The 15,666-nt window shown below is 66.0% G+C and carries 16 protein-coding genes, 1 tRNA gene and 1 pseudogene; 8 read left to right on the top strand and 10 right to left on the bottom strand.

Annotation, left to right across the window (positions count from 1 at the left end; genetic code table 11):
- Positions 1–7: 7 nt before the first annotated feature.
- From ettA to ACRXBZ_RS26790, 3 genes are all read right to left on the bottom strand, one after another.
- Positions 8–1,684, bottom strand: a complete 1,677-nt coding sequence (ettA, locus tag ACRXBZ_RS26800; protein WP_168586922.1) for an energy-dependent translational throttle protein EttA — start codon at positions 1,682–1,684, stop codon at positions 8–10.
- Positions 1,685–1,826: 142 nt separating this feature from the next.
- Positions 1,827–2,237, bottom strand: coding sequence for a single-stranded DNA-binding protein (gene ssb / locus ACRXBZ_RS26795; RefSeq protein WP_168586921.1), 411 nt, complete (start codon positions 2,235–2,237; stop codon positions 1,827–1,829).
- A 122-nt stretch (positions 2,238–2,359) separates the two neighbouring features.
- The gene (locus ACRXBZ_RS26790; RefSeq protein WP_433881426.1) at positions 2,360–4,381 is read right to left on the bottom strand and encodes a bifunctional copper resistance protein CopD/cytochrome c oxidase assembly protein; all 2,022 of its coding nucleotides are present in this window, start codon (positions 4,379–4,381) and stop codon (positions 2,360–2,362) included.
- 121 nt (positions 4,382–4,502) lie between these two features.
- Here ACRXBZ_RS26790 and ACRXBZ_RS26785 point away from each other — a divergent pair, with 121 nt between their 5' ends.
- On the top strand, positions 4,503–5,060 hold the full coding sequence (locus tag ACRXBZ_RS26785; RefSeq protein WP_433881425.1) for a DUF3558 family protein: 558 nt from the start codon (positions 4,503–4,505) through the stop codon (positions 5,058–5,060).
- Positions 5,061–5,194: 134 nt separating this feature from the next.
- Positions 5,195–5,268: transfer RNA gene (locus ACRXBZ_RS26780), tRNA-Arg, on the top strand.
- 79 nt (positions 5,269–5,347) lie between these two features.
- Here ACRXBZ_RS26780 and ACRXBZ_RS26775 read toward each other — a convergent pair.
- The 6 genes and pseudogenes from ACRXBZ_RS26775 to ACRXBZ_RS26750 form a co-directional block, all read right to left on the bottom strand.
- Positions 5,348–6,490, bottom strand: a complete 1,143-nt coding sequence (locus ACRXBZ_RS26775; protein ID WP_433881424.1) for a site-specific integrase — start codon at positions 6,488–6,490, stop codon at positions 5,348–5,350.
- Positions 6,490–6,672, bottom strand: coding sequence for a helix-turn-helix transcriptional regulator (locus ACRXBZ_RS26770; RefSeq protein WP_433881423.1), 183 nt, complete (start codon positions 6,670–6,672; stop codon positions 6,490–6,492). Before ACRXBZ_RS26770 ends, ACRXBZ_RS26775 begins: the two co-directional genes overlap by 1 nt.
- Positions 6,673–6,674: 2 nt before the next feature.
- Positions 6,675–8,150 (bottom strand): replication initiator, encoded by a 1,476-nt coding sequence (locus tag ACRXBZ_RS26765; RefSeq protein WP_433881422.1) that lies wholly within the window; start codon positions 8,148–8,150, stop codon positions 6,675–6,677.
- A 116-nt stretch (positions 8,151–8,266) separates the two neighbouring features.
- Positions 8,267–9,202: a hypothetical protein gene (locus ACRXBZ_RS26760; protein ID WP_433881421.1), complete on the bottom strand. Its 936-nt coding sequence runs from the start codon at positions 9,200–9,202 to the stop codon at positions 8,267–8,269.
- A gap of 14 nt (positions 9,203–9,216) precedes the next feature.
- The gene (locus ACRXBZ_RS26755) at positions 9,217–9,405 is read right to left on the bottom strand and encodes a hypothetical protein (protein ID WP_433881420.1); all 189 of its coding nucleotides are present in this window, start codon (positions 9,403–9,405) and stop codon (positions 9,217–9,219) included.
- Positions 9,406–9,416: 11 nt separating this feature from the next.
- Positions 9,417–9,869, bottom strand: a pseudogene (locus ACRXBZ_RS26750) (GGDEF domain-containing protein).
- Here ACRXBZ_RS26750 and ACRXBZ_RS26745 point away from each other — a divergent pair.
- Complete coding sequence (locus ACRXBZ_RS26745; protein ID WP_433881419.1) at positions 9,771–10,487, top strand: UTRA domain-containing protein; 717 nt, start codon at positions 9,771–9,773, stop codon at positions 10,485–10,487. The pseudogene ACRXBZ_RS26750 and the gene ACRXBZ_RS26745 overlap by 99 nt on opposite strands.
- Before the next feature lie 3 nt (positions 10,488–10,490).
- Positions 10,491–11,252: a glycosyltransferase family 2 protein gene (locus ACRXBZ_RS26740; protein ID WP_433881418.1), complete on the top strand. Its 762-nt coding sequence runs from the start codon at positions 10,491–10,493 to the stop codon at positions 11,250–11,252.
- A gap of 70 nt (positions 11,253–11,322) precedes the next feature.
- Here ACRXBZ_RS26740 and ACRXBZ_RS26735 read toward each other — a convergent pair whose 3' ends face one another.
- Positions 11,323–11,730, bottom strand: coding sequence for a hypothetical protein (locus ACRXBZ_RS26735; RefSeq protein WP_433881128.1), 408 nt, complete (start codon positions 11,728–11,730; stop codon positions 11,323–11,325).
- Positions 11,731–12,239: 509 nt separating this feature from the next.
- On the opposite strand from ACRXBZ_RS26735, the gene ACRXBZ_RS26730 reads away from it, so the two are divergent.
- From ACRXBZ_RS26730 to ACRXBZ_RS26715, 4 genes are all read left to right on the top strand, one after another.
- Positions 12,240–12,431, top strand: a complete 192-nt coding sequence (locus ACRXBZ_RS26730; RefSeq protein ID WP_433881417.1) for a helix-turn-helix domain-containing protein — start codon at positions 12,240–12,242, stop codon at positions 12,429–12,431.
- A gap of 596 nt (positions 12,432–13,027) precedes the next feature.
- Positions 13,028–13,603: a TIGR03086 family metal-binding protein gene (locus ACRXBZ_RS26725; protein ID WP_433881416.1), complete on the top strand. Its 576-nt coding sequence runs from the start codon at positions 13,028–13,030 to the stop codon at positions 13,601–13,603.
- A 452-nt stretch (positions 13,604–14,055) separates the two neighbouring features.
- Entirely contained in the window at positions 14,056–14,262 is a 207-nt protein-coding gene (locus ACRXBZ_RS26720) for a hypothetical protein (protein WP_433881415.1), read from the top strand.
- Positions 14,263–14,361: 99 nt separating this feature from the next.
- Entirely contained in the window at positions 14,362–15,345 is a 984-nt protein-coding gene (locus tag ACRXBZ_RS26715; protein WP_433881414.1) for an IS4 family transposase, read from the top strand.
- Positions 15,346–15,666 lie beyond the last annotated feature (321 nt).

Here is a 15,666-nt window from a genome sequence, read left to right as displayed (position 1 = left end):
CCTCCGTTCAGCCCCGGGTCAGTTTTCGGTGCGTCACGCGGTGCGGGCGGGCCGCGTCCGGACCCAGTCTCTCGAGCTTGTTCTCCTCATAGCCACCGAAGTTGCCCTCGAACCAGAACCACTTCGCCGGGTCCTCGTCGTCGCCTTCCCACGCGAGGATATGGGTGGCGACGCGGTCCAGGAACCACCGGTCGTGGGAAATCACCACGGCGCAGCCGGGGAACTGTTCGAGCGCGTTTTCCAGCGAGCTCAGCGTCTCCACGTCGAGGTCGTTCGTCGGCTCGTCCAGCAGGATCAGGTTGCCGCCCTCCTTGAGCGTCAACGCCAAGTTCAGGCGGTTGCGCTCACCACCGGAGAGCACCCCGGCCGGCTTCTGCTGGTCCGGGCCCTTGAACCCGAAGGCGCTGACGTAGGCGCGCGAAGGCATCTCGACCTGGCCGACCTGGATGTAGTCCAGCCCGTCGGACACGACCTGCCAAACGTTCTTGTTCGGGTCGATGTTCGCGCGGTTCTGGTCCACATAGGACAGCTTGACGGTGTCGCCGACCTTGACCGTGCCGGAATCCGGCTGCTCCAGGCCCACGATGGTCTTGAACAGCGTCGTCTTGCCGACGCCGTTCGGCCCGATGACGCCCACGATGCCGTTGCGCGGCAGCGTGAACGACAGCCCGTCAATGAGGAGGTTGTCGTCGAAGCCCTTCTTCAGGTTCTCGACGTCGACCACGACGTTGCCCAGGCGGGGGCCCGGCGGGATCTGGATCTCCTCGAAGTCGAGCTTGCGGGTCTTCTCCGCCTCAGCGGCCATCTCCTCATAGCGCGACAGACGGGAACGCGACTTGGTCTGGCGGGCCTTGGCGTTGGAGCGAACCCACTCCAGCTCGTCCTTGAGGCGCTTCTGCAGTTTCGCGTCGCGCTTGCCCTGCACGGCCAGCCGCTCAGCCTTCTTCTCCAGATAGGTCGAGTAGTTGCCCTCGTAGGGGAAGGTGCGGCCGCGGTCCAGCTCCAGGATCCAGCCAGCGACGTTGTCCAGGAAGTACCGGTCGTGGGTAACGGCGAGCACGGCGCCCGGGTAGGTGGCGAGGTGCTGTTCCAGCCAGAGCACGCTCTCGGCGTCGAGGTGGTTGGTCGGCTCGTCGAGCAGCAACAGGTCGGGCTTGCTCAGCAGCAGCTTGCAGAGGGCGACCCGGCGGCGCTCGCCACCGGAGAGGTTCTTGACCTCCGCGTCCGGCGGCGGACACCGCAGGGCGTCCATCGCCTGCTCCAGCTGGGAGTCCAGTTCCCACGCGTCGGCGTGATCCAGGTCCTCCTGGAGCTTGCCCATCTCCTCCATGAGCTCGTCGGAGTAGTCGGTCGCGAGCAGTTCGGCGATCTCGTTGAAGCGGTTGAGCTTCTGCTTGATCTCCCCGACGCCCTCCTCGACATTGCCGAGGACCGTCTTCTCCTCGTTGAGCGGAGGCTCCTGCTGCTGGATGCCGACGGTGTAACCCGGCGTGAGGAACGCTTCACCGTTGTTCGGCTGGTCGAGTCCCGCCATGATGCGCAGCACGGTCGACTTGCCAGCCCCGTTCGGACCGACGACGCCGATCTTGGCGCCGGGGTAGAACTGGATGGTCGCGTTGTCGAGGATGACCTTGTCACCATGCGTCTTGCGCACGTTTTTCATGGTGTAAATGAACTCGGCCATGACATGAATCGTAGTTGCGCCCCGTGTCGGACCGCGCACGCGGTCCCCCAGCCCCTCGCCGTCGGCGTCAATACGCCTCGTACCGGCACCTATCACCTCCTCCGGATCGAAGTTGTCGCTGGCCCGGCGGCGAAGATCGCGGTCAACCGCCAGGCACGGAAACCAACCCGCGCTCGCTTCCCGGACGTGGTCTTGACATGCCAGGCACCTCCGGTGGCGCGCCCCGCGCCAGGTCCAGCCCGATCGCGTTGGCCTCCAACTCGACGACGGTGCGCCACTGCCCGCCCGACTCGTAATCGCGGGTGCGCAGCCGCCCGGTCGCCACCACCGGATCGCCTTTGCCCAACGCGCTGGCGACCCCGTCGGCCAGCCGCTTCCAGCAGTTCACCGTGGCGTAGAACCGGTCGCCATCCACCCATTCCCCGGTGTCCCGGTCAAGCCGGCGGGAGGCGGCCACCACCCGGAAGTTGACCACCCGGTGGCCGTTCTGCGTCTCCCGCACGACGGGGTCGGTGAGGACGTAGCCCACCACCGTCACCTGCGTCTCGAACATCTGCCGCTCCTCTCGGTCCCGCGGGGCCGGACTCCGGCCCCTGACCAAGAGATTGCCCGAGCGATGTCACGCAGCGCGACAGATTTACCACGTTTCGTGCACATTCCGGCCGATCGGCCAGGTCACTTGCGACGGGGGGTGTCCTTCTCGGCCAGTTGCCTCAGCATTTCGTTGTACGCGGCCAGGTCCGCGCCGCCGTCCGCATCGGCCTTCCGGTCGATCCTCCGGGCCGCCCGGGAATCCGCCCTGGACCACTGGATCAGGAGCGCCAGCATCACCACGACCAGCGGCACCTCGCCCGACGCCCACGCCAGGCCGCCGCCGAGCCGCTGGTCGGCAAGCAGGTCGGTCATCCAGGGCAGGTCGAGGCCGCGGTAGAAGGACGCCCCGATCACCGTCTGCGACATCATCAGCACGATTCCGAAGAACGCGTGGAACGGCATGGAGGCGAAAACCAGGCCGACCTTGCCCAGCGACGGCAGCGGGCGCGGCGCCGGGTCGATGCCGATCACCGGCCAGTAGAAGATGTAGCCGACCAGCAGGAAGTGCGCGTTCATCGCCAGGTGCGCCCAGTGCTGGGTCAGCGCCACGTCGAACAGACCGGAGAAGTACAGCGCGTAGAAGGAGCCGACGAACAGCGCCAACGCCACGAACGGATTGGTCAGCACGCGCGCCAATGGCGAGTGCACGAACGCCAGCAGCCATTCGCGCGGTCCCGGCGGCTGCGTCTTCCCGGCGGGCTTGAACACGCGCAGCGCCAGCGAAGTCGGACCGGCCAGCACCAGGAAGACCGGTGCCAGCATGGACATCAGCATGTGCTGGCCCATGTGCACACTGAACATGGCGGGCGCGTACTTGCTGATGCCCGACGAGGTGGCCATGAAGATCGTCGCGCACCCGCACAACCAGGCGATGGTCCGCCCGACCGGCCAGGCGTCACCGCGCTTGCGCAGCCGGTAAACGCCCCACAGGTACAGCCCGGCCAGCGCGATCGCGGACGTGCCGTAGATCAGGTCGAACCGCATGTCGAACAGCAGCCGGAACAGCGTCGGCGGGGCGTCCAGTGGGTAGCCGATCAGCAGCTCCGTCCGGCCCGGCACCGCCTTGCTCCCCTCCGGCGGAGGGGTGCGTCCGAGGGCGACGGCGACGCCGATCGTGGCGAACATGATCAGCACCTCCGCCGCGCCCAACCGCAGCAGCGCGGCCGCACCGGGCCCGTCGTCCAACCGCCGGACGACGCCGCTGCGCTGGAAGTACCCGAACACGCCGAGCGCCACCAGGCCGACGACCTTGAGCACCAGCAGGAAGCCGTAGGTGGAGGTGAACAGGTCCGCCGGCGACACCCGGACCAGCGAGTTGATCATGCCGGAAAGCGCCATCGCGATCCAGCACACCAGGGCGATCTGCGAGAAGCGCCGGGCCACCAGGGGGAGGTGCGCACCCCGGCGGGCGGCGTGCGCCAGCAGCGCCACCAGGCCACCCACCCACAGGACCGCGCCGAACAGGTGGACGAGCAGGCTGTTGGTCGCGATGTCGTGCGCGCCGCCGCTGGCGGAGTGGCCGGTGGCGATCACCGGGAACAACCCGGCCAGCCCCAGGACGAAGGCCACGACGGTCCAGCCCCAGGACAGCACCACCCGGCAGACCAGGGCGACCACGAACGCGATCAGCGCGGTCAGCGCCCACGCCTTGGCTTCTTCCAACGCGTCGACCAGGCCGAAGAGCACGTCGACGCTGAGCACGTCCCCCACCGGGCGCCCAGCGGCGTCCGCGACGATGAACGGCACCATCAGCGCCGCACCCACGCACCACACCGCGGCCGCCCAGCTGGCGGTCCGCACGGCGGCGTAACCGTCGGCGGCCAGCGGACCCGAACGCTTCGCCGGAATCCCGAACGCGGCCAGCAGCAGCGAGCCGATGCACACCACCGCACCGGATTCGGCCACCACCCGGACCACCGGCAGGCCGTACTGCGTGATCGGCCCGGGATCCGGCAGGCCGAGCAGCGCGTAGGAGGCGCCGGCGGAAAGCGCGGTCAGGGCGGCGGCAATCAGCGCCGCCAGCACCCCGGCGGTGATGACCAGCACGCCGACCGTGCTCGACGTGCGCCGTTCCGGTGCTGGCGCGGGGGTCTCGGATGGCACATACCGAGCGTAACGGCCGATCCTGGGCGGCCACCTTGCAGGATGGCGGCCGGGAGCGTGGCTTGCCGCACGTGCGGGCCGCTACGGTTGCGGAGTGACCACTGTCCGTCGCTGTGCATTCATGTTGCCGATGTTGCTGCTGTGCACGGTGACCGGCTGCGCCTCGAAGATCCCGGGCGAGCCGATCCCTGCGGCGGGGTTCCACGAGAACCACCCGGCAGAGCCCGCCCAGCCGAGATCGACCGTCGCCGCACAGGCGCGCATCGCGATCCCGCGCAACTTCGACGGGATCGATCCGTGCACCCTGCTGACACCCGCGGACCTCGCGGTCGTCGGCGGTCCGGCCGGGCCGCCACACCCGGACAACCCGATCGCCGGGACCTGCTCCCAGGCGTTGGCCAGCGGCCCGGAGAATACCGCCGCGGCCGGCTTCTACGAGCCCTACGAGGTCGCGTCCGGCCGCCAACCGCGCGGCGTGCAGCTCGACATCGAGGGGCATTCGGCCTGGTTGTACTGCGAACTGGTGGACAGCCACCAGACCTGCACCGCGGCCACCGCGATCCGGTCCGACCGGACGCTGCTGACCATGCTCTCGATGCACGGGGCGGCCGCGGCCGACACCGCTGAGCAGCTGGGCAAGCTAACGGCCGCCGCCTTGCACAAGCTGCCACCGACCTGATCGGGGGCGGCGTCTGGTTGTCGATCAGCTTGCCGTTCGGTACCGGCTTGGCAACGAAGCGGCGTCAGTCCCACCCCTGCGGGCGGCGGCGGCTACCCTGCTTGCTGCGGCTAAGGCGAGCCGCGCTCCGATCGGCCCCCATAGCTCAGCTGGATAGAGCAAAGGACTTCTAATCCTTAGGTCGCAGGTTCGAGTCCTGCTGGGGGCGCAAAACGCCTGGTAAACGAAGTGGGGGTTGATCTCGTTCAAGATCAACCCCCACTTTAACCCCACCAATGCCATCAGGCTCAGAGCTGCATGTTTCCCAGCGCCTTGGCCGCCGAGCTCCCCTTCGATTTGCGATTCATGTACACGTCTTGGGTCATGCTGACCTTCTCGTGTCCGAGGTAGTCAGCGATCTCCCGCGCGGAGAGTCCCGCCGCATCGAGCATCGTGGCGACCAGGTGCCGGAAGGCGTGCGGATGAAGACCTTCCCAAGGGGTTTCCTCCACGGCCTCCCGTAGATCCGCTCGGGTGTTGTCGGGATCACGAAGGGTTCCCGCCTTGGATGGGTAGATCCATTCACATTCCGCCTCCGCGCACCGGCGCTTCAAGATCTCGATGAGCCACGGCGGCGGCTCAACCGTCCGCATCCCGGCCGATGACTTGGTGTGCGGCTGCACGAACAGGCCGACGCCCTTCTCCCGGATGACCGTGCCTTCGATTGCGATCGTCCCGGCCTCGAAGTCGATCTTGGTCCAGTCGAGAGCCAGGAGCTCTCCGATCCGGCACCCAAGGGCAGCCAGGCTATCGACCAAGTCCGGAAGGTCGCGCTTGACGGCTTTCTTGTCCAAGCTGATCGCTTTCCGTAGCTTCGGCAGCTCCTCCGGTTCCAGGGTCATCCGTTCCTTCTTGACCTTCTTGCTACCGGATTTCGGGAGGACCACCTCTCGGATCGGATTGGTCTCGATCGCGTCATGTCGGACGAGGATGCCCATGATGCCGCCGAGGACGACCTTGGCGTGTTTCGCGCTTCCGGGTCCGGCGGTGTCGTGCACGGTCCGCAGAACCCGGGTCGCCAGGGAAACCGTGATCTCCGAACCACGCAGGCCCCCGACGGCTGGCTGAACATCACGTGTCCAACTTTCCCGATACGTTCGCTTGGTTCGCAGCGCCTTGTCCGACTCGTCCAACTCTCGAAGCCACAATTCGGCAACGATGTCGAGCTTTGTGGTTGAAGCGACTTCCTCACCCACGGCTGCACGAGAGCGATCGCGTAGAGCCGCGCGAAGGTTCTCCTTGGCCGCTACCTTGCTCTGTCCGACCCGCTCGACGTCGTGGACCTTGCCGTCGTAGTCGCGGTACTTGGTCCTAGCCCGCCACTTCTTCGGTCCGAGCTGGTAGCACCGGATCTCGCCGTACGTCCCCAGCGCCAACGGCGGTCTTCCCATCAGGCCACCCCCTCAGCCTGGGATTCGAACCAGGACTCGACGTCGTCGGGCTTGAACCGGACGTACTTGCCGATCTTGCGGCCGACCGGACCATAGCCCCGAGAGCGCCACTGGTAGAGGGTGCCGACGGGAACGCCGAGGTAGCTGGAGACGTCTTCGATTCCCCAGAGGTTGCGGATCATGGTCAGTCTTTCCTTTCGGTGGCGTAGCGGTTTTTGCGTGCTTGGCGGGTGCGTTCGGCGATGGCGGCGGCGAGTTCGCGTTCTTCGTCGGTGCGGTGGCCGACGCTGGTCATGTCCCAGTGGTTGACCACGGTCACGGTGTCGGCGTCGACGCCGAGTTCGGCGAGGTTCTGCTCAAAGCGCCAGATCTGCCGGTCTTCGCGGAGCTGCTTGAACGTGGTCGAGTACGCCCGCGATTTGGACAGGAAGTGCCCACGGAAGGCGAGCATGTGCGTCCAGCGCCGGAGGTTGAGTTCGTCGAGCGGCCCGGGGATCCAGCCGCCGTTGTCGCAGGTGGCGCAGTGGTCGATCGCAGCGCAGGGGCAGCCGCCGGCTTGGTGCTCGCCGTCGGGGTGGCAGTCGGGGCAGACGATGGGTGCGCCGAGGTCCCAGGCGGTGCGCATGATCTGTTTGTGGTGCTCGGTGGTGCGCAGGAGCTCGATCACGGTGCGGGAGCGGATCGGCCGGTCCGCGGCTTCGGACTTGCCGGTGCCCTTGGTGGCGTACTTGGCCACGTAGGAGGCGATCCGGTCATCGCTGATCGTGCCGTTCTCGTCCTCGAACCGGCGCGCCTCAGCGGGGCGGATTGGCCGGATGTCGACCTGTTCACCCCACACGAACGTCAGCGCCTGGCCGTTGAACTTCGGTGAGGTGACGGTGGTGTCGGCGTGAGCGGCCCGCACAGCGTCGGCCAGCAACTCGACCGTGCCCCATGCTGGGGTGGCGTCGATCGCGCCGTCGGGGCCATCGAGGCGGATCACGGCGTGGAAGTGGATGATGCCGCGCCGCTGGAACTCGGCGACCTTGGCGTACGAGAGCCGGGCGTGGTCCTTGAAGTCGCGGACGGTGAGCCCGGCCGCGCGGGCGAGGTACCGCCGCAGCTTCTGAGTGAAGCGGTTCCAGAGCTTGCCGCTGTGTGCCTGCCACAGGACGTGTCCGGTGTAGTCGTAGCCGTCGGGGTCGATCGCTTGGCCGATCAGCGGGTCGTGTTCGTGGTGGTAGCGCCCGCAGCGGCAGGGCAGAGCCTTGCCGTTGTCGGTACGTCGGTTGTGCACCGGACCGAACGACGGGGCGGTCAGGGTCACGAACAGGCGGGGCTTGTCGGACACGGTGACCGGGACGCCTTTGGAGCCACCGGAGAGGCCCGCGCGCATGAGCTGGAAGGCGTCGGCGGCGTAGCGGTCCGAGCAGGCCGGGCAGACCGACTCGCGGCGGTTGCCGCAGGGGGACAGGATGTGCCCGCTGGTCTCGGCCGGGCGCCCGTCGGGGCGGGTGAGCACGGCTCCGGTGGTTTTGTCGGTGATCTGCCAGCTGCCGGAGAGCCGGACCGGGTGCAGGCAGCCGTAGACGTCTTCGACCTTCTTGCGCCAGTCGCGGTAATCGGGGGCTTGGATGCGCTGTTTGATGCGGTCGACGTCCGGGAGCGTGGGCAACACCATGTGGTGACCTTTCGAGGGATAGAGCCCGGCGGGCATCACCACCAGGTCCATCCCCGCGGTGCTGCCCGCCGAGCATGGTTGTGCTGGATCTGTTTTCAGTTGTCCCGCAACGGGTTTCAGTTGAAGGCGTGACCGTTGTGGGTGGCGAACTCGGCCGCGACCTGTTCGGCAATGTCCGCCGACAGCTTGGCTACCCGCTGGATGTCGGCGGCGGTGAACTCCCGACCCTCAGCCAGAGCCCGGGAACGGGCGTCCTTGAGCGTGTGGAGGATCGGAGCCGGGAGCCGTGGAGCCCGCCGGATCGCAGGCATCACCGGTACCGGAGCAGGTTCGGAAACAGGTGCCGGGGCTGGTCCGCTTACGGGTGCCGGGCTTGGTTCGGGAGCCGGTACCGGGGCCGGGGCCGGCTCGGTGTCCGGCGCTTCCTGCTCGTCGGCGTCCTCGGTGTCCTCGGCTTGTTCCGTGGCCTCGTAGATCAGGAGCAGGACCTTCCGCTGCTTGGCCTGGATGACCGGGATGACTTCGGCGATGCCGTAGACGATGACCGGGATGATCGCGTGCACGGCTGCCGACCCGGGATTGAACTCGGCCCAGTTGCCCCGTACGAGCGGGACTACTTGCGGGATGACGTTCATCGCGAGCGTGGAGGTCAGCAGCACCTTCTTCAGCCGGACCCACCACTCGTGATCGGGTTTGACGTTGTAGGACAGGATCACGGCCTCGAAGTTGAGGATCACGATCAGCAGCCCGGCGAACATCGGTTCCACCGTCCACGCGGCCCACCACAACGGATCGACCATGGTCGTCCCGCCTGCGAGGAAGCGCTGAACACCGGCGGTAGTGAACACCAGGCCCAGCGCGAGGAAGAACCACAGGCCCTTCAGGGTCCGCTGTCCCCGCCGCTCCATCTCCACGGCTTGCAGGTCCGGGTCCCGCACCAGGCCCCGCAGTTGCCGAGCCTCGGAGATCCGGTCTCCTAGCTTGCGTACCCGCCGGGTCTTCCCGGTCTTGGCGGGGGCGTTGTCGTCGTGTTTACGGCGCAGCAGGCCCACGTTGCGTTTCCTTCCTACTCGCTGTGGGGCTTGAACAGCCAGACCAGGCCCCGGATGAGCAGGACCAGGCCCGCGCCGATCCCGATCGCCCAGGCCGGGGTGACCAGCAGCCACACCAGCGCCAGCACGCCGAGCACGACCGCGAGCAGCATCAGACCGGTCAGGACGCTGCGGCCGGTGAGGTGAATATTGATGCTCTGCACTTCGAAACTCCTTACAGGGAAACGGAAACCGTGTTCTTGGTGTGGTGGGTGCGGGTGGCGTGCTTGTCGCCGTACATGCGGTCATCGGCGATCGCCAGGAGCGTGGAGAGGTTCGGCATGGTGGTCGGTGCGGTAACCACGCCCAGTGCCATCGAGACTTCGATCGGCTGGCCGTCGACTTCGGTCAACCGGGACACTGCGGTCTGTACACAGCGGACGGCGCGGTCTGCCTCGGGGTGGCCGGCCACATCCGGCAGCAGGAGCGCGAACTCGTCGCCGTGCAGCCGGAACGGGATCATGTTCACTTCAGGAGCTCAGTGCCGCAGTACCGCCGCGACTTCGAGCAGCACCCGATCCCCAAAGCGGTGTCCGTGGGTGTCATTGAGCACTTTGAACCCATTGAGGTCACCGAGCGCCACCCCGAGCAGGCCGGGCGACCGTCGAGCCCGTTCGAACGCGGCCACCAGCGCTGCCCGGTTGCCCAAGCCCGTCAGCGAGTCGGTCCGCAGCCGATCAAGTTGCCGGCCGAGATGGGCCAGGCCATGAAGAACCTCGTTCGCGAGCCTGAAGATATGCGGGCGGCAAGCGGCGCTCTTGAGATGACGACCGGCGACAGTGTCCAAGACGTCGAATTCTCGGCCAACTACACCGAGGTTGAGACAACCGAGGAACTCGCGCAGGAGTTCGGCATCGAAGCCGGGGTGTCATTGATCAAGCGCGAGTATTCGATGGTCGATAAGCGCAGCGGCACCTACACGTCATGGTCTGTCAGCTACATTCCGCGCGCACTAATCGAGTCCAACCCGGCCCTTCTCGACGAGAACAACGAACCCTGGCCCGGAGGACACCAACACCAGCTCTACACCGTCGGTATCGAGCTGGACCGCTTCGAGACGACTCTTTGGTCCGTCACCCCGACAACCATCGAGCGCCAGCAGTGGGGACTGAACGAGGGTGTTCCGCTGCTTCGCGGACGCTCGAAGTCCATCGACATCGAGGGGCGAGTGGTCGAGCTTTCCGAAGCCGTCTACCCCGCTGATCGGACCGAGGTGTGTTACGTCGAGCGCCTGGATAGGTGGTGACGCATGCACAAGATGTCGATCGTGACGGCTGTCGTCCGCGGCAAGCATCAACACCTGCTTGACACCTACGAATCCCTTTCCTCGCAGGAGCTTCCGGACGGATGGGACTGGCAGTGGATTGTTCAGGAGGACGGGCAAACCGGTCTCCTTGACGATCTCCTACCGAAAGACCCGCGTATCTCGCCCGGTGCCAGTCAGCACGGCCGCGCCTCGATGGCACGCACGATCGGTCTTAATCGCGCCGAGGGCGAGCTCATGCGCACGCTTGACGCCGACGACATCCTTCCGGCAGGCGCCCTCGCCCAGGACGTCAAGGCCCTGACGGGTTCGCCGGAATTCGCCTGGTGTGTGTCCTCGACACTCGATCTCATGCCGGACGGTTCGCTACTGCCTGGTCCATGCGACCCGGAGCCGGGACCGCTGTCCCCCGGCGTCCTGTACGAGGGCCAGGCGGCCGGTGAGCTTCAGGTTGTCGGCACGACGATGTGCACCTATACGGCGCTTGTGCGTGCTCTTGGCGGGTGGCCGGCACTGTTCGCCGATGAAGATGTGGCGCTGATGCTCGCAGTTGAAGCCGTGGCACCAGGTGTGATGTTGCCCGATCCCGGGCTGTACTACCGCAAGTGGCCAGGAGCGACTACGGCTCAAACGGCTGACTACCGACCCGACGAAGGCCATCTTCGAAACACGGCGATCCTCTCGCGAGCCGACGCCCTGCGGGAGCTTGGATGGCGCTGGACGGCGAGCAGTACCGAGATGAACTAGCTCAAACTCAAAGACGACGTAGGACAACGGCGCTGCTTGGCTACAACCAGGCAGCGCCGATCTTTATGGGTCAGGTTCCTGACTCTGGCGTTGCCGCATGCCACGGCAAGGGTGCGCCGGACTCGTCAACGCTACGCGCGGCCTCCTTCATCGCAGCCTCGTACACATGCCGTCGACCGCCGAGCATGATCTGACGAACGTGCTCCTCGTTGTTGCGGAAGGGTTCGTAGTAGCCCTCGTCAAATTCCTCGATTGCTTGGAACGTCCAACGGCCGGGAAGGACGTTACGGCCCACAAGGTTGCGTTCGACGGCGTCAGCGAGCTCGGTGTGTCCGGTGCTGCGTAGCGCCCGCACGGCCACGTTGAGCTTATCGTTGGCTGAGCCGATCAGCTGGTGCCACTCGTAGAGGTGGCCACGTGCCCGCTCGACCGTCTCCAGCGCTTCAGTCACCTTGCTAGCAGCATCGACCGAGGCCACATCGACGCCTTCAGGCCACCAGTGACGCTCCGCAGGACGGTCCCACGCCGAGTGGTGACTAGTCCGTTGGTCGAGATCATCTGTGTCTGCCATCAACCAGCATTCTGCGCCGCTGTTGTCGGGTCGGCTCGTTCAATCTCCCGGGACCGGCGCGGCAAACTTCTCAGGTATGGCCGACTGTCTTCACTCGGCCTCGTTCTGTCGTTTCGACACCAAGCCCGAAACTCATCAACCGACTGAAACCAGGGCACTACGACGACCTTGAACGGGTGGGCATCGCGGGTCTCGCCGGAGAGTCGCCGGACGTACTCCACCTGACCAAAAACCTGCACACACTCACCACGTGGCCAGACATAGATGTGGCCGCAGATGCCCACGACCCACGCGCTCCGGTCCATAACCACCTCCGCGAATCGGTCATTGAGGCCAGTCAGGCCAGATGGTAGGCCAGTGAGGCCGGACAGGCCAGACAGGCAGCGCGGGCCAGTCGGCGGCCATACGTTCGGGTAATGCGGCTGCTCTCATCCGGCGAACTGGCGAAAGAGCTTGGAATCTCGCGCCGGTCGATCAGCCGCTACGCCGATGAAGGCCTGATCTCGATCGCGCTCGTGACACCTGGCGGCAAGTACAGGTTCGACCTTGAAACGGTCCGGGAAGAGCTACGCAAGCTCGCCGAGAAGCACCGCCGGGAGCGCGACTAGCCCAATGGGCTTCTACGGCTGATCACTCGCCCCTCATTCGGGGTGCCCGATGATCCACACGTTTGAGCCGCCATCACCAGGTCAGGCCCCAGCCCACGTGTGTTTAAACTTTCTCTACTTCATCAAGGGCGGCCCTGCGGGGCCGCCTGCCTGCTGTATGCGAGCCAGGCCGGGACCGCCGACCTTCCTGTATGCAAGCCCGGTCAGGCCGTCGTTGGCCGGCCGGGCGTGCGGCTCGCTGCGCTCACCGGTCCCGGCCGGCCAACGACGGCGACCGGGCGCGAGCGGAAAGGCCGGCGGTCCCGGCCTGGCGCGAGCGGAAGGCAGACGGCCCCGCAGAAGCCGCCGAGATGGAGATTTTGAATCGCCGGGAGTCCCGACTCCACTGGTCACCTGGGCGAGCCATCTAAGAACGGTGCTGGGCACGTCGCCGAGCTGGTCGCCTTACCACTCCGGCGAGGTGCCGAGCCATCGCGTGCCGAACGGGGTTGCCCGCTTGTGGTCCGGTAGAGCTTGACGATCATCGCCTCGCTTGAGCAATCGAAGCTAAGATCAACTGCCTTATCTAGCCCGGAAGCACGACATGGAGAACCTTGATGACGCCGCTGACTCCGTCCGTGGAACAGCTCAACCGAGCGTTGAATGCCGTCGGCCACCTGGTTTCCAGCATCCGTGAAGCACAGTGGTCGGACCCGACTCCGTGCACCGACTGGACCGTGAAGGACTTAGTGAACCACCTGGTGGACGTGAACCTAGCTGTAGCCAGTTCCCTGAAGCGTCAGCCACCGCCCGAACCTGGCACTGACCACCTCAACGGTGCACCAGTAAACGCCTACGTCAGATCCGGTGCAGCGGTGCAGGCTGCATTCGATCGACCCGGCGTTCTCGAACACACCTACCAGGGGCCTTTCGGTGAAGCCACCGGCGCAGCACTCCTGCACGTGCGTCTGGCTGATCTTCTCACCCACGGCTGGGATCTTGCCCAGGCAACCGAACCGCCCGCTAGCCTCCCCGAGGACCTGGTGGAACAGGCTTTGGCATTCGTCCGCCGCGAGTTCACCACACCAGCACGAACCGGCCGATTCGAGCATGCACAGGCCGTATCGGAGGACGCTCCAGTTATAGACAGACTTGCCGCATTCCTCGGCCGTCCCGTCAACTGGGGCAAATGACTGATCAACTCGTCCTACGGAGCTTCGCCCCTTGACTCCTTCCCGCCATCCTGAAGGCAGGCTCCGTGCCGGGCGGAAGCAGGAAAAGTGCCCCCACTTTACCCCCATGAATTAACAGCAAACGATCACAAGCAAGGCCGATCGTCCATCGTTTGCTTTCGGAATTAGCCGAGAATACAACAGGTTTCAGCAACGGACCACAGAGGACGACAAACGAGCTCTCATAATCCTTAGGTCGCAGGTTCGAGTCCTGCTGGGGGCGCCACCAGGCAAGACGTAGGGACTGAGTCCCGCACAGCGTATGGCGAGCAAAGGACTCGGCGACCGGACTCTCGGGTTATGCCGACTACTCAGCGCGCGCCCGCGCTCCGCAGACCGCCGCGCTCGACGACCTCGGCGAGCTGCTGACCGACTGGCGGCGCCACCTGCGCGCCACGAATACCGCGCCGAGCATGATCGTGTCCTACCTCAACGTCGGCGAGGAGTTCGTGAAGTTTCTCGTCGACCGAGGTATGCCGACCTCGGCCAGCGCGATCACCCGCGAGCACGTCGGGCACTACATCGTCCACCTTCAGGAGCGGCCGAACCAGCGCACCGGCAAGCTGCTGTCGCCCGCGACGGTGGCCAGGCAGTACACAATGCCGCGTAGCTTAAGTTGATCATGGTGTTGAGCTGGGTTTCTGTGGGTATCGCGGTGTGGCGGCGTGATCGTGGGTGGTGGTGTGGTCTGATCATGATCCGTGACCTCAGGTGTGACGGTGGCGCCGGATCAGGTGTCGTTGGGTGTGCTGGTTTCGGCGGTGCCGCGGGATGTGATTGACCTGGCGGTGGCTGCGCGTGGTGTCGGTGCGAAGCGTTCGGGTGGGACGTTGCCGCCGCATGTGGTGGCGTATCTGACGATGGGATTGTGCTTGTTTCCCGACGATGACTATGAGGAGGTCGCCATGAAGGTGACCGGGTCGTTGTCGCGGTTCGGCTGCTGGGACGCGTCGTGGCAGGCGCCGACATCCAGTGGGATCACCCAGGCGCGTAAGCGGTTGGGTTCGGCGGTGCTGGCCGATGTTTTCGAGGGCGTGGCGCAGCCGGTGGCCACAGTGGACACTCGGGGAGCGTGGCTGCGGCACTGGCGGTTGCTGGCGATCGATGGGTTCGATGTGGATCTGCCGGACAGCAGGGACAACGCGGAGGCCTTCAGCTACGCCGGGTCCGGCAAGAACCGGTCGGCGTTCCCGAAAGCGCGGGTGGTGGCCCTGGCCGAGTGTGGTACGCACGCGTTTGTGGCCGCGGAGGTCGGGGCGTGGTCGCAGGGGGAGGCGACGCTGGCCGCCCGGCTCTACCCGCGGCTGCACCCGGACGAGTTGCTCACCGCGGACCGCAATTTCTACTCCTTCGACGCCTGGGCCGCCGCGGTGCGCACCGGGGCGGCGTTGTTGTGGCGGGCTCCGACCCAACTGCGGCTGCCTGTCGTGGCGGTCTTGTCCGACGGGACCTACGTCTCGGTCGTGATCAACCCGGCAATCCGGGGCGCCCACCGGGAGCGCATCATCGCCGCTGCCTGTGCCGGGACCGAGCTGGACCCTGACGAGGCCCACCTGGTCAGGGTGGTCGAATATGACGTGCCCGACCGGGACGGTAACGGCACCGGCGAGTTGATCGTGCTGCTGTCCACAATCCTCGATCCCGCCCAGGCACGGGCTGATGAACTGGCCGCCGCTTACCACGACCGCTGGGGTGCGACGTGAGGTCGCACGATGTGAGTGGTCACGTTGTTTGGAGGTTCCCCTAGTGAAGACGTGATCCGGTCCAGTGTCCGCGGGATCGTCTCCGCCTTGGCATGCGTCGTGGGTAACCGCGGGGTGTGAAGCCCAGGGTAAAAGCCGAAGCTGCTGCTGTTCCACCCAGCGGCAGCGGGCGAGGAGAAGGCCGGACGGGTGAATGTAGGTGAATCTCCGCATGCTTCGTAATAGTGGCTTCCGCCGGTGGAATGTGTCAGGCGGATGACAGGGCTGGCCGTTGAGAAACGGCAGGTGCCGATCGGAGACCCAGCGCTGATCGGGAGGACA

The sequence above is a fragment of the Saccharopolyspora hattusasensis genome, from assembly GCF_050972075.1.
In the GTDB taxonomy this organism is placed as follows: domain Bacteria; phylum Actinomycetota; class Actinomycetes; order Mycobacteriales; family Pseudonocardiaceae; genus Saccharopolyspora; species Saccharopolyspora hattusasensis.
Note: the sequence above shows the minus strand (reverse complement) of the source record. Positions and strands in the feature narration are given on the sequence as shown.

Bases quoted from the DNA above. Each gene is read 5' to 3' on its own strand.
- ACRXBZ_RS26725 (WP_433881416.1), top strand. From the start codon at position 13,028: ATGACGCCGCTGACTCCGTCCGTGGAACAGCTCAACCGAGCGTTGAAT.
- ACRXBZ_RS26730 (WP_433881417.1), top strand. From the start codon at position 12,240: ATGCGGCTGCTCTCATCCGGCGAACTGGCGAAAGAGCTTGGAATCTCG.
- ettA (WP_168586922.1), bottom strand. From the start codon at position 1,684: ATGGCCGAGTTCATTTACACCATGAAAAACGTGCGCAAGACGCATGGT.
- ACRXBZ_RS26785 (WP_433881425.1), top strand. From the start codon at position 4,503: ATGTTGCCGATGTTGCTGCTGTGCACGGTGACCGGCTGCGCCTCGAAG.
- ACRXBZ_RS26770 (WP_433881423.1), bottom strand. From the start codon at position 6,672: ATGATCCGCAACCTCTGGGGAATCGAAGACGTCTCCAGCTACCTCGGC.
- ACRXBZ_RS26740 (WP_433881418.1), top strand. From the start codon at position 10,491: ATGCACAAGATGTCGATCGTGACGGCTGTCGTCCGCGGCAAGCATCAA.
- ACRXBZ_RS26775 (WP_433881424.1), bottom strand. From the start codon at position 6,490: ATGGGAAGACCGCCGTTGGCGCTGGGGACGTACGGCGAGATCCGGTGC.
- ACRXBZ_RS26720 (WP_433881415.1), top strand. From the start codon at position 14,056: ATGATCGTGTCCTACCTCAACGTCGGCGAGGAGTTCGTGAAGTTTCTC.
- ACRXBZ_RS26765 (WP_433881422.1), bottom strand. From the start codon at position 8,150: ATGGTGTTGCCCACGCTCCCGGACGTCGACCGCATCAAACAGCGCATC.
- ssb (WP_168586921.1), bottom strand. From the start codon at position 2,237: ATGTTCGAGACGCAGGTGACGGTGGTGGGCTACGTCCTCACCGACCCC.